At 36.1% G+C, this 12,331-nt stretch carries 12 protein-coding genes and 1 other annotated feature; of the genes, 8 read left to right on the top strand and 4 right to left on the bottom strand.

The window, feature by feature from the left end; all coding sequences use genetic code 11:
• Positions 1-23 precede the first annotated feature (23 nt).
• From MHH42_RS25650 to tyrS, 4 genes are all read left to right on the top strand, one after another.
• Positions 24-1,526, top strand: a complete 1,503-nt coding sequence (locus MHH42_RS25650) for a DUF4077 domain-containing protein (RefSeq protein ID WP_000455098.1) — start codon at positions 24-26, stop codon at positions 1,524-1,526.
• 195 nt (positions 1,527-1,721) lie between these two features.
• Positions 1,722-2,117 carry an SET domain-containing protein gene (locus MHH42_RS25645; protein ID WP_000573656.1) on the top strand — a complete coding sequence of 132 codons (396 nt, stop codon included), beginning with the start codon at positions 1,722-1,724 and terminating at the stop codon, positions 2,115-2,117.
• Between the two features lie 386 nt (positions 2,118-2,503).
• Entirely contained in the window at positions 2,504-3,421 is a 918-nt protein-coding gene (gene murB, locus MHH42_RS25640; RefSeq protein ID WP_001057110.1) for a UDP-N-acetylmuramate dehydrogenase, read from the top strand.
• Between the two features lie 105 nt (positions 3,422-3,526).
• Positions 3,527-3,743 (top strand) — a binding site (T-box leader).
• Positions 3,744-3,795: 52 nt separating this feature from the next.
• The gene (tyrS, locus tag MHH42_RS25635) at positions 3,796-5,058 is read left to right on the top strand and encodes a tyrosine--tRNA ligase (protein ID WP_001021087.1); all 1,263 of its coding nucleotides are present in this window, start codon (positions 3,796-3,798) and stop codon (positions 5,056-5,058) included.
• A gap of 344 nt (positions 5,059-5,402) precedes the next feature.
• On the opposite strand, the gene MHH42_RS25630 is transcribed toward tyrS, so the two are convergent.
• The 3 genes from MHH42_RS25630 to MHH42_RS25620 form a co-directional block, all read right to left on the bottom strand.
• The gene (locus MHH42_RS25630; protein WP_000043190.1) at positions 5,403-6,581 is read right to left on the bottom strand and encodes an NAD(P)/FAD-dependent oxidoreductase; all 1,179 of its coding nucleotides are present in this window, start codon (positions 6,579-6,581) and stop codon (positions 5,403-5,405) included.
• Between the two features lie 44 nt (positions 6,582-6,625).
• Positions 6,626-7,066: a DUF1641 domain-containing protein gene (locus tag MHH42_RS25625; protein ID WP_001115309.1), complete on the bottom strand. Its 441-nt coding sequence runs from the start codon at positions 7,064-7,066 to the stop codon at positions 6,626-6,628.
• Between the two features lie 435 nt (positions 7,067-7,501).
• Positions 7,502-7,846 (bottom strand): winged helix-turn-helix transcriptional regulator, encoded by a 345-nt coding sequence (locus MHH42_RS25620; protein WP_000760481.1) that lies wholly within the window; start codon positions 7,844-7,846, stop codon positions 7,502-7,504.
• A 373-nt stretch (positions 7,847-8,219) separates the two neighbouring features.
• On the opposite strand from MHH42_RS25620, the gene MHH42_RS25615 reads away from it, so the two are divergent.
• From MHH42_RS25615 to MHH42_RS25600, 4 genes are all read left to right on the top strand, one after another.
• Complete coding sequence (locus MHH42_RS25615) at positions 8,220-9,383, top strand: MFS transporter (RefSeq protein WP_176549184.1); 1,164 nt, start codon at positions 8,220-8,222, stop codon at positions 9,381-9,383.
• Positions 9,384-9,548: 165 nt separating this feature from the next.
• Positions 9,549-10,388, top strand: coding sequence for an aldo/keto reductase (locus MHH42_RS25610; RefSeq protein ID WP_340894503.1), 840 nt, complete (start codon positions 9,549-9,551; stop codon positions 10,386-10,388).
• A gap of 116 nt (positions 10,389-10,504) precedes the next feature.
• On the top strand, positions 10,505-11,428 hold the full coding sequence (locus tag MHH42_RS25605; protein WP_001022548.1) for a thioester domain-containing protein: 924 nt from the start codon (positions 10,505-10,507) through the stop codon (positions 11,426-11,428).
• A 53-nt stretch (positions 11,429-11,481) separates the two neighbouring features.
• Positions 11,482-11,613: a hypothetical protein gene (locus MHH42_RS25600; protein ID WP_002093070.1), complete on the top strand. Its 132-nt coding sequence runs from the start codon at positions 11,482-11,484 to the stop codon at positions 11,611-11,613.
• 47 nt (positions 11,614-11,660) lie between these two features.
• Here the strand turns inward: MHH42_RS25600 and MHH42_RS25595 are convergent, their stop codons facing one another.
• Positions 11,661-12,299 carry an NAD(P)-dependent oxidoreductase gene (locus tag MHH42_RS25595; protein ID WP_098637282.1) on the bottom strand — a complete coding sequence of 213 codons (639 nt, stop codon included), beginning with the start codon at positions 12,297-12,299 and terminating at the stop codon, positions 11,661-11,663.
• Positions 12,300-12,331: the final 32 nt, after the last annotated feature.

Genomic DNA, 12,331 nt, shown 5'->3' with positions numbered 1-12,331 from the left:
TATGAGAAGGTGGGGCTTCATATATGGAGTGGTTAAAGAGAACTTGTTTTTCTAACCTTGAGAAAGAATCACAGAAAAATCATTTATTGCTGTTTATCACGATTTGCAGTTTCTTCCTCGGGGTACTCGCAATTGGGTATTACGGATATATTTTTACAGAGAGAGCAGTAGCATTTTGGATGTGTGGTATTTCTATCGTAGTATTTGGAACGCTACTTACTTTTATAGAAAGTATGGAAGCAATGTATAAATACATCATGACATGTATGCTACTTATTATGTCTTTCATTATGGTACAAGCATTTAATGAAAGCCCAGCTGTATTTCAAATGGTCTATTTTACATTAGCAGTTTCACTTATTTATTTGAGTGAACGTCTTATTTTAATTCTTGGCGGGGTAGCAGTTGTTGTTACATTTATACTTTGTAGTTATTGGCCAAATCAATTTTTTGCTTATACAGCATCATCTGAAGCTGCAAATTTTGCAAGCTTGTTAGCGATTGTAACGATCGCAATGTGGGGTGTCACAAAGATTGGTTCTAATCTTTTGGCTCGTTTAAGTGATGAGAAGCAAGCAGTGATGAAGAAAGCTCAGGAGTTAGAAGAAACGCAAAGGCTTATTGAGGAAACTGTTGTGAAGTTAGATAGTAATTTCAATCATTTAAGACAGAATATGAACACTTCGATGGAGTCGATGAGTGAAATTAATTTTGCTTTTGAAGAAGTGGCAGTTGGTACTCAATCACAATCAGAGATGATGTCACGTTCAGTAGAAGTATTGAATGATATGGAGGGAAATATTGACCAAATCATCTCTCAAGTAAGAAATGCTTCGATGCGTGTTGATAAAAGTTTGGAAATCTCAAAGGGTAGTGTAAACACTTTAAGAAATTTTGAAGCTAACATGAGAAGTTTAAATGATGTTGTTTCACAATCAGGAACGATATTTAGAGAATTGATGAAACAATCGAAACAAATTAATGAAATTGTAGATGTAATAACGAATATTTCAAGTCAAACGAGTTTGCTAGCTTTAAATGCAAATATTGAAGCTGCAAGGGCAGGAGAACATGGAAAAGGTTTTGCTATTGTAGCGAATGAAGTGTTAAAGCTTGCTGAAGAATCGAATCGTTCTGCGGGGAGAATTCAAGGAATTTTGAAGGAGTTTAGTAATCAAGCAAGTAAAGTAGAAGTGCAGGTAGAGAAGTCAGAAAGAGTACAAGAAGAGTGTAACGAAATGTTAGCAAGTGTTTTAACGAATGTAACGGACTTAGGGAAGTTTATTGATACGATTAATGATGTAATGAGAGAGATTGTTGGTCATCAAGAAAATTTCCAAGTTAAAACGACGAATATCGTTAAAGATGTGACACATGCTTCTAACGTAATTCAGCAAACTTCTGCAGCTACGGAAGAAGTGTTAGCAAGTATTGAAGAAGAAAAGAATCGAAATGATACGTCGGTGAAGACGCTACATACTGTTAGTGAGCAAGTGAAGTTGCTAGAAGATATTTTAGAAAAATAATATCGCTGAAAAAGAGCACAAATGATGTGCTCTTTTTCATTTGAACGAATACTTGATAGGAATTTAATTGCTTTTCTATGAGTTTTCTGCCAAGCTTAAGGAGATAAAATTTAACTAATAGCTACTGATTATTAGTTGAACCTCGCAGATAGCGAGATAAAATACTTCAAAGAAAGAATTATATAGGTGACGCATATGATCGAAGTTAAGACTTCTGAACTTAGTGATGGAGAATTTAATAGAGGTGTATTTGCAACTCGTGATATTAAAAAGGGTGAGTTGATACATTCAGCACCAGTTATCTCTTATCCGAATGAACAGCATGAACATATTGAGAAAACGTTACTTGCTGACTACGCATTTGAGTATGGGGTAAATCATACGGCATTCCTTTTAGGATACGGCATGTTATTTAATCATTCATATAAGCCGAATGCAACGTATGATATCGTCTTCGAGAACCATACGTTTAACTTCTTTGCTTATAAGGATATAAAAGCTGGAGAAGAGATTTTAATCAATTATAATGGTGAAGTTGATGACGATGAACTATTATGGTTTGATAAGGAAAAAGAAGAGAACGAAAAGTAATATAAAGAGTATAGAAAGAGCGCATTCTGTGGGATGTGCTCTTTTTTTATATTGAAGAAAATAAAGTAAAGATTACAAAAAAATACCACTTTATTTTCGTGTGGTATAGTAAGATACTGAAGGATAGTGTTTTATAAAAGTTATATATTTTACAAATTGTTGTCTTTCTGATGACATGTCAAGTTTAGTAGTCCATTTGGGTTGCTTTATTATGCAATATATATTTTAATATGAGTGGCACCTCTTATAATTTAAGAGGTTTATAGGTGTCTCGAATTGATTTTGGGTACACTGTGTCCACCACTTTAGTTTCATTTCATGTATGTGGGGATATTATGGGCCCGTATAGCGGGATAAAAAGAATATAGAAATAGAGGAATCGTAAAATGAATATGCAAGAGGTTTATAAATATTTAAGTACGGTATTGCCTGAAGGTCATGTTACACAAGATGAAATGTTAAAGAATCATACGCATATTAAAGTTGGCGGAAAAGCAGATGTGTTCGTTGCGCCTACGAATTATGATGAAATTCAAGAAGTTATTAAGTATGCTAACCAATATAATATTCCAGTTACGTTTTTAGGAAATGGATCAAATGTCATTATTAAAGATGGTGGGATTCGCGGAATTACGGTCAGTTTAATTCATATTACAGGTGTTACTGTAACAGGAACAACGATTGTAGCACAGTGCGGTGCAGCAATTATTGATGTATCACGTATTGCATTAGACCACAATTTAACAGGGCTTGAGTTTGCTTGTGGCATTCCAGGTTCAGTTGGCGGAGCATTATATATGAATGCTGGTGCCTACGGTGGTGAAGTATCGTTTGTATTAACAGAAGCTGTCGTAATGACAGGTGATGGAGAGTTACGCACTTTAACGAAAGAAGCATTTGAATTTGGATATCGTAAGAGTGTATTTGCGAACAATCATTACATTATTCTTGAAGCGAGATTTGAACTTGAAGAAGGTGTACATGAAGAGATTAAAGAAAAAATGGATGATTTAACGTATAAGCGTGAATCAAAACAACCTTTAGAATATCCTTCATGCGGTAGTGTATTTAAGCGCCCACCAAATAACTTTGCTGGTAAGTTGATTCAAGAATCAGGACTACAAGGAAAGCGAATTGGCGGAGTAGAAGTTTCATTAAAACATGCTGGATTTATGGTGAATGTTGATAATGGAACAGCACAAGACTACATCGATTTAATTCACTTCGTACAAAAGACAGTTGAAGAAAAATTCGGTGTGAAGTTAGAGAGAGAAGTAAGGATTATTGGAGAAGATCTACAATAATTTTTGAATTAAAAGCGTATAAAAGTATGAATTATTTTAAAATAACATTTGGGTATTGTTGACAATTTGTTTTCAATTCAATATAATGGCTAATAATTTAACAAATAACATACGTTGAAAGAGCCCAGTAGCAGTTTGTCACTGTTATCAAAGAGAGCTAGGGGTTGCTGGAACCTAGCACAAACAAACTTGTGAATTACACTCTGGAGTATCTTAGGTAACGCTAAGCGGAGTAGCAATCGATATTATTGCTAAGAGTGGTATGAATAGCTATGCTATTTATGCAAACTGGGTGGTAACACGGTGAATAATCGTCCCTATGTCATAGACATAGGGGCTTTTTTGTTTTAAAAAAATAAAGGGGATGACAAAAGATGAATATTATTGATGAATTAGAATGGCGCGGTGCTGTGAATCAACAGACGGATGAAGAAGGTTTACGTAAGTTAGTAGAAGAGAAAAAGATTTCACTATACTGCGGAGTAGATCCAACTGGTGATAGTATGCATATCGGACATTTGATTCCGTTTATGATGATGAAGAGATTCCAATTAGCTGGTCATCATCCGGTTATTTTAATTGGCGGGGCAACAGGAACAATTGGTGATCCAAGTGGACGTCAATCAGAGCGTCAACTGCAAACTTTAGAAGTAGTGCAGCATAATGTAGATGCGTTAACAGCGCAAATGAAAAAGCTATTTGATTTCGGCGGAAATAGCGAAGTGAAGATGGTAAATAACTACGACTGGACACATGAAATAAACATTATTGAGTTTTTACGTGATTACGGGAAAAACTTTAGTATCAATAGCATGTTAGCGAAGGATATTGTAGCAAGTCGTTTAGATACAGGCATTTCTTTTACAGAATTCACGTACCAAATCTTGCAAGCGATGGATTTCCATCATTTATACACGAAAGAAGATGTTCAACTGCAAATTGGTGGTAGTGATCAATGGGGAAATATTACGAGCGGGTTAGATTTAATTCGTAAGTTAGAAGGGCATGAGGCGAAAGTATTTGGACTAACAATTCCGTTATTATTAAAATCAGACGGTACGAAATTTGGAAAATCAGCAGGTGGTGCGGTTTGGCTTGATGCTGAAAAAACAACGCCATTTGAATTTTACCAGTTCTGGGTGAATACAGATGATCGTGATGTAATTAAATACTTGAAATACTTTACATTCTTAGCGAAAGAGCGAATTGATGAATTGGCAACGAAGGTAGAAGCCGAGCCTCATAAACGTGAAGCGCAAAAAGTGTTAGGCGAAGAAATGACGAAATTCGTTCATGGAGAAGAGGCATTATTGCAAGCTGTGAAAATTACCTCGGCATTATTTAGCGGAGATATTAAATCGTTAACAGCTGATGAAATTGAACAAGGCTTTAAAGAGATGCCGACATTCCAGTCTTCCAAAGAGACGAAAAATATTGTAGAGTGGCTAGTTGATTTAGGGATTGAACCATCTAGACGTCAAGCTCGTGAAGACATTAATAACGGTGCGATTTCTATGAATGGTGAGAAAGTAACGGATGTAGGTACGGATGTTACTGTAGAAAATTCATTTGATGGAAAATTTATTATTATTCGTAAAGGGAAGAAGAACTACAGCCTTGTGAAATTAGGAGAATAGTTTGTGTGAAGGGGATGGGAGTAGGAAGGATACTTCCATCCTTTCATATACACAATTTAGACATAAAATAATCAGTAAATTTAGATAATTAAAAGGGTTATACGATTCTTCTGCCGAATAAATAAGTTAGAGAAAATTACGGATAAAGTGAAACTTTAATCAGTGGGGGGGGGGTTGTTCCTCCCCACTGATTATTAGTTGAACCAATCGGGCTTTTACGGGCAGTTAATCTTCCGATTTCATCCCTGCATTCACTGGATTTTAAGGTGGAGGTTTTACTGCCCGTTAATGCGGGATAAAAATAGCCCGAACCATGCAGGGCATGATTCGGGCTTATATTCAGATTAGTAAGCTAAGCTGAATAGACCTTTAATGTGTGATAAGTAACGAACGTTACTTGCTTCTTTCATTAATGATGCTGGTAAGCCTTTAAGTGGAGTATTGCTTGCTCCAATTGTAGCAACAGCATCTTTACGTCCTAGACTAGCAAGCGTTCCAGAGTTTACAGGTGCGAACTCTTCGAATGCTTTGCCTTCTAGTGCTGCGTATAAATTGTATCCAATTAACTCACCCATTTGCCAAGCGATTTGTGCAGTTGGTGGGTATGGACGTCCGTCTGGAGCGAAGACAACAGCGCTGTCTCCAGCAACGAATACGTCTTTATGAGAAGTAGATTGTAGGTATGCATCAACTGTTGCACGACCACGGTTTACTTCAAGACCTGATTCACCGATTAATGGGTTACCTTGTACGCCGCCTGTCCAAACGAATGTGTTAGCAACAAGTTTTTGACCGTCTTTTAAGTCGATTTCATTGCCAGCAACGTTTGTTACAGGAAGACCAGTTAAGAATGTAACACCGCGTGCTTCTAGGCTAGTAGTTGCACGTTCGATTAAGTGGTCTGGTAATACTGGAAGGATTTTTGGACCTGCTTCAACAAGAAGAAGTTTAACTTCTTTTGGATTTACGCCGTGGCTTTTTGCAAGTTTAGGCATAATGTCAGCAAGCTCACCAACTAGCTCAACGCCAGTTAATCCGCCACCACCGATTACGATTGTAGCATCAGCTTCGTTTTTCGTTTTCGCGTATTCACGAATACGGTCTTCAACGTGTTTGTAGATTTTGTTTGCATCAGCAGCAGATTTTAATACCATGCTGTTTTCTTCTAGTCCTGGAATACCGAAGTAAGCAGTTTTACTTCCTAAAGCAACTACAAGTGCATCGTAAGATAATGTAGTGCCACCAGCTAGTTTGATTTCTTTGCTATCAACTGAGAATGACTCAACTGTTGCGATTTTAAGATCGATATCTTTACCTTTGAAAAGCTTTGTAAGTGGCATTGCAATTGCTTGCTCAGCAACGTTACCAGCTGCAAGGCGATGTAGTTCAGTGATGATTTGGTGTGTTGGGTATTGGTTAATCACTGTAACTTGTGCTTCTGATTTGCTGTAAAATTTACGTACGTTTAAAGCGGCAAGAAGACCGCCATAACCAGCGCCTAAGATGACAATTTGTTTTGACATAGTATGATATCCCCCGTCTTTACTAATTGTTGTTATAAGTTAAATTATTTATTGTTACGTTCTGCACTAATTTGAAGATATGCGTTCACAAAGCGGAACATTTTTTGTGCTTGTGGGTCTTTTAGTAATTTTAATAGACCGAATAGGCCGATAACTTCGTTGCTTTCGTCAGCACGATCTTTCGCTTCGATTGCAGTTGCAGCCATGCTTTTCACTGTATCTTTTACAGGCTCTACAAGCTCTGTGATTGCACCAACAGTGTCGCTTTTTAATACTTCATCAGTAGCAACAGTTTGAGCGAAGTCATAAGACTTAGTTAAAATGTTAACAAGCTCAGTTAATTTTGGAAGCTGTTCTACTAGTGTTGTTAATGATTCTTGTACCTCAGGTTTTAACAACTGATCAAGTACATCAAGTTGTCCTTGGCTAGCAGAAATTTGTACAGTTTCTTGTTCTGGCTTTGTTTGAGTCATAGTTTCTGGCATCTCCAATTCTCCTTTACGATAGCAATACTCTTATTTTTTATAAGTAAGATAGTAACCGTTTACGAAACTTTATACAAAGTTTCACAAAACACAATAAAATGCCTTTAAATTTATGACAGCAACTAAGCTGCAAACATAAATCTAAAACCATAACGTCTTACTTATTATTTATGAACTGTCCGATATATGGCTTGTCCGCATAATGGAAAAGCTCCGTTACCGGAAAGTGTATATAATATATATCCTATATTATATACTATATACACCTATGTTAACATAAAAATGATTCCTAATTATTTGATATTGAGTGTATAACGTAGTGCTGACAAGGTATGAAAGCGTATAAATTATTTTGTTTCAGTTAGAAATGTACATATATATATAGAAAAAAAGGAAAAAACGAACAAATTCATGTTCGTTTTTTCCTTTTTCCTATTATTCACCTTCCGCAATTAGCATCGATGTGTTACCTTCTTTTTCAAGATGGCATTCGCCCCAAGAACAAAGAGAATCAAGAATCGATTCTAAAGACCAACCGTAATCAGTAAGAGAATATTCTACTTTTGGTGGGACTTGATTGTATACTTTTCTTTGAATAACGCCGTCGTCTTCTAATTCACGTAATTGCTGCGTTAACATTTTTTGTGTAATACCAGGCATTGAGCGTTTTAGTTCACTCGTTCTCTTTGTACCTTTCGTTAAGTGACAAAGAATAACAACTTTCCATTTGCCGCCGATAACTTCTAAAGTCGCCTCTACAGGAATATTGTATTTCTTCATATGAAACCCTCCTTTTGTGAGCGAAGTAAGTTAAATAATATAAATGTTACTTTTTAGTACCTATAGCACTTTAAAGTACGTACTTTTTATTATGTTAAATATGTTTCATAATAGCACATGTAAGAGGCAAATGAGTAGTACGGTACTGAAAAGTGACTATGTTACTTTTTGGTGCCTATCGTACTTTAAAGTGCGTTCTTCAAAAAAAGGATGAAACCATTCATAATAGCATTTGTAAGTATGAAATATATGTTTTAGAAGATAGAAGGGCCCTTTTATCATACTATTATGATTGGATTTCTTGTAATAAGGAGGAATTCAATTGAGTTCATATACAGTACCATCTTCGGAAGTTCAGACGAATCGAAGAAGTATGTTTGCTTTATTAGCACTAGCAATTAGTGCGTTTGGGATTGGTACGACCGAGTTTATTAGTGTCGGTTTACTACCATCTATTTCAAAAGATTTAAATGTCTCGGTTACAACAGCTGGTTTAACGGTTTCCTTATATGCGTTAGGAGCGGCAGTAGGAGCTCCTGTTTTAACAGCGTTAACGGCTAGTATGTCGCGAAAGACATTATTAATGTGGATTATGGTTGTTTTCATTATTGGTAATGGCATTGCGGCGGTAGCAACAAGCTTCACTGTATTAATTATCGCAAGGATTGTAGCTGCATTTGCACACGGTGTGTTTATGTCGATAGGATCTACAATTGCGGCTGCAATCGTACCAGAGAATAAACGTGCTAGCGCAATTGCGATTATGTTTACTGGATTAACAGTCGCGACTATTACTGGTGTGCCAATTGGAACATTTATCGGTCAAGAGTTTGGCTGGAGAGTGTCATTTATGGCGATCGTTGTAATTGGAATTATTGCTTTCATCGCAAATAGTATACTCGTCCCATCTAATTTAAAAAATGGTGTACCTGTATCGTTTCGTGATCAATTTAAACTAATTAAAAATGGAAGACTGTTACTTGTTTTCATTATTACTGCACTTGGATACGGCGGTACATTCGTAACATTTACGTATTTATCACCGTTATTACAAGAAGTAACAGGATTTGAAGCAAGTACCGTTACCATCATTTTATTAGTGTATGGAATCGCCATTGCGATAGGGAATATGGTCGGCGGAAAATTATCGAATCATAATCCAATTCGAGCGCTATTCTACATGTTCCTTATTCAAGCGATTATATTATTTGTTTTAACATTTACAGCGCCGTTTAAAGTAGCTGGATTAATCACAATTATTTTCATGGGACTATTCGCGTTTATGAATGTTCCGGGGCTACAAGTATATGTAGTTATATTGGCAGAGCGCTTTGTTCCAAGTGCGGTTGATGTTGCTTCAGCAATTAATATTGCCGCATTTAACGGAGGAATCGCTTTAGGTTCTTATATAGGTGGCCTTGTAACGAATTCGTTAGGGTTAATCCATACTGCTTGGGTAGGCGGCTTTATGGTAGTAGGTGCTGTTATTTTAACAGCATGGAGTATGACATTAGAAAAAAGAGATCAAGTAAAATAAAGTGAAACTTTAATCAGTGGGGGTGTTCTTCCACCAATGATTATTAGTTGAACCAATCGGGCGTTTACGGGCAGTTTATCTCCCACCTAACGTCTTTGCTTCAGCTGAATTTTGAAGTGGGAATTTTACTGCCCGTTAATGCGGGATAAAAGGAGAGAAAATAAAATGAAAAACTTACAAAGTAAAACAGTATTAAATAATGGTGTAGAAATGCCTTGGTTCGGTTTAGGTGTATTTAAAGTAGAAGAAGGACCAGAACTTGTAGAAGCAATTAAATCAGCGATTAAAGCAGGATACCGTAGCATCGATACAGCTGCAATTTACGAAAATGAAAAAGCTGTAGGTGAAGGAATCCGTGCAGGTATTGAAGCGACTGGTATTTCAAGAGAAGAATTATTTATCACTTCAAAAGTATGGAACGCAGATCAAGGATATGACGAAACAATTGCTGCATATGAAGAGAGCTTAAAAAAATTAGAACTAGATTATTTAGATTTATACCTTGTTCACTGGCCTGTAGAAGGAAAATATAAAGATACATGGAAAGCGCTAGAAACACTTTATAAAGAAGAGCGTGTACGTGCAATTGGCGTAAGTAACTTCCAAATTCATCACTTACAAGATGTAATGAAAGATGCAGAAATTAAGCCAATGATTAACCAAGTAGAATATCACCCTCGTTTAACACAAAAAGAATTACAAGCTTTCTGTAAAGAACAAGGTATTCAAATGGAAGCATGGTCACCACTTATGCAAGGTCAATTATTAGATAACGAAACATTACAAGAAATTGCTGATAAACACGGCAAAACAACAGCGCAAGTTATTTTACGTTGGGACTTACAAAATGGAGTAATTACAATTCCAAAATCAACGAAAGAACACCGTATTATTGCAAATGCTGATGTATTTAACTTCGAATTAACAAAAGAAGATATGGAAAAAATCGATGCATTAAACCAAAATTACCGCGTTGGTCCAGATCCTGATAACTTCGATTTCTAAGATTAAAGTAGGAAAGAAAAAAGAGTGCTTTTATTGCACTCTTTTTTTGTGTGCATAAAAATATTTTCTAATTAAATACTACTTAGTATTAAGTTTGTTATTAAGGGGCTGTGAACATGAATATAAAGCAATCGTTCAAACTTTTAGCTGTGTTTTTAAGTGTCTTATTTGTATTATTCCCACTTCAAAAAGCATTTGCAGAAGTTATGGACCATACAAAGTATGAAATGGATTGGAGTTATAGTAAGTCAAAGAAAAGACCAATCCGAACAGAGCTTATTAAAACGGCAGATGGAAAAATTGCATTTTGCTTAAATGTAGATTTGAAATCTCCAAGTGGTCAAGATTTACCGGAAATGGGAAAAGTGGATATTAACGTATACCGTGTACTATTAAATGGATATCCACAAAAGAGTCCGCAAGAATTAGGCGTTTCCGATTGGAGAGAAGCACATTACGCAACACAGCTTGCAGTATGGAATGCATTAAAACAAATCGATATTAACGATTTAGATTTCCGTAATAAAAACGTAGAGAAAGTAACGAAAGACATAGTTGCAAAGGCAAATGCGAGTGAAGAGTTACAAGAAATTACGATGAGTGTAACTCCTACAGAAGAACAAGAAGCAGTATTGAAAAATGATTTCTTTGAAACAGGTTTATATACAGTAGAAACGAATGCAAAAAGCGGAACGTATAAAGTGCAAGCAACAGGTGCACCAGCTGGTGTGAAATTTGTAAATGAAAAAGGCGAAGCAAAAAATGAATTTAATGTAGGAGAAAAGTTCCGCATTTTAATTCCAAAACAAACACCAGCAGGTGGATTTAGCTTTAAAGTATCAGGAAATTTAACGAAATTACAAGGGATTGCGCATAAAGGAACACCGACGATTCAAAATGCGGTTGTATTATTAGAACGTAGTGAAGAGAAAACAAGTCCGGAATTAGCGGTGAGTTGGAAAAAGTCTGAAGGACCACAGAAACCGAATAAACCGTATACTCCAAACGAACCACATAAACCAAATCAAATTAAAAGATAGTATAAAAAGCATTGGCATTTGCCGATGCTTTTTATATACATGGATTAGAAGGAATGGAAAATACGAAAGCATTGACAGAACAATTTAATGGTATGTTATTTGAGTATGGTATACATGACGTATTCTTTAAAATTACGAAACAAGGTTTCGAAAGAACAGAAGGTATACAAGAGGTAAAAGCTTAAAAAATAAAAAAGCTCGTAAAACATAATGTTTTACGAGCTTTTTCGTATTATTCAGCTTCAGAAACTACTGTGAAGCGTTCGTTCACATGTTTTGGATTTTCGATTTCATCAAGTGCTGCTACTGCGAAGTCTTCGTAACTTACATAGCTATCGCCTTTTGAGTTAACAAGAAGATTGTCTTTACCAGCTGTGTAAGAGCCAGTGCGTTTTCCTAATGCGAATAGTGCAGAAGGGCTGATGAATGTCCAAGTGATGTCATTTGTTTGTTGCAAGATTTCTAAGTTTTTACCTTGGTTTTGAGCTGTTGCAAGGTATTCGTCCGGGAAACCTGGTGTATCAAATACACGTGTTGTTTTCTCTTCGTCTACAAATAAGCTTCCAGCTCCGCCAACTACAAGTAATTTTGTATTTGGTGCACCTTTCACAGCTTCAATCAGTACATTTCCTGCATCTACGTGAAGGTGTTCTTGTCCTGCTGGAGCACCGAATGCATTTACAACTACATCGAATGCTTGTAGATCGTTAGATGTAAGAGTGAATACATCTTTCTCTAAAACTTTTACATTTTCTTCTGTAATTTTTGCAGCATTTCTTACAATTGCAGTAACTTCATGTCCACGATCTAATGCTTCTTTTAAAATACGGCTTCCAGCTTTACCAGTTGCTCCAATGATTCCGATTTTCATAATAAATCCCTCCAAAGTGTTTTGTTAAAGTG

The organism is Bacillus sp. FSL L8-0099 (genome assembly GCF_038006385.1).
Classification (GTDB): Bacteria; Bacillota; Bacilli; order Bacillales; family Bacillaceae_G; genus Bacillus_A; species Bacillus_A toyonensis.
The sequence above is the reverse complement of the archived record's forward strand: the minus strand, read 5'-3'. Positions and strand labels throughout refer to the sequence as shown.

Bases quoted from the DNA above. Each gene is read 5' to 3' on its own strand.
- MHH42_RS25650 (WP_000455098.1), top strand. From the start codon at position 24: ATGGAGTGGTTAAAGAGAACTTGTTTTTCTAACCTTGAGAAAGAATCA.
- MHH42_RS25645 (WP_000573656.1), top strand. From the start codon at position 1,722: ATGATCGAAGTTAAGACTTCTGAACTTAGTGATGGAGAATTTAATAGA.
- murB (WP_001057110.1), top strand. From the start codon at position 2,504: ATGAATATGCAAGAGGTTTATAAATATTTAAGTACGGTATTGCCTGAA.
- tyrS (WP_001021087.1), top strand. From the start codon at position 3,796: ATGAATATTATTGATGAATTAGAATGGCGCGGTGCTGTGAATCAACAG.
- MHH42_RS25630 (WP_000043190.1), bottom strand. From the start codon at position 6,581: ATGTCAAAACAAATTGTCATCTTAGGCGCTGGTTATGGCGGTCTTCTT.
- MHH42_RS25625 (WP_001115309.1), bottom strand. From the start codon at position 7,066: ATGCCAGAAACTATGACTCAAACAAAGCCAGAACAAGAAACTGTACAA.
- MHH42_RS25620 (WP_000760481.1), bottom strand. From the start codon at position 7,846: ATGAAGAAATACAATATTCCTGTAGAGGCGACTTTAGAAGTTATCGGC.
- MHH42_RS25615 (WP_176549184.1), top strand. From the start codon at position 8,220: ATGTTTGCTTTATTAGCACTAGCAATTAGTGCGTTTGGGATTGGTACG.
- MHH42_RS25610 (WP_340894503.1), top strand. From the start codon at position 9,549: ATGAAAAACTTACAAAGTAAAACAGTATTAAATAATGGTGTAGAAATG.
- MHH42_RS25605 (WP_001022548.1), top strand. From the start codon at position 10,505: ATGAATATAAAGCAATCGTTCAAACTTTTAGCTGTGTTTTTAAGTGTC.
- MHH42_RS25600 (WP_002093070.1), top strand. From the start codon at position 11,482: ATGGAAAATACGAAAGCATTGACAGAACAATTTAATGGTATGTTATTT.
- MHH42_RS25595 (WP_098637282.1), bottom strand. From the start codon at position 12,299: ATGAAAATCGGAATCATTGGAGCAACTGGTAAAGCTGGAAGCCGTATT.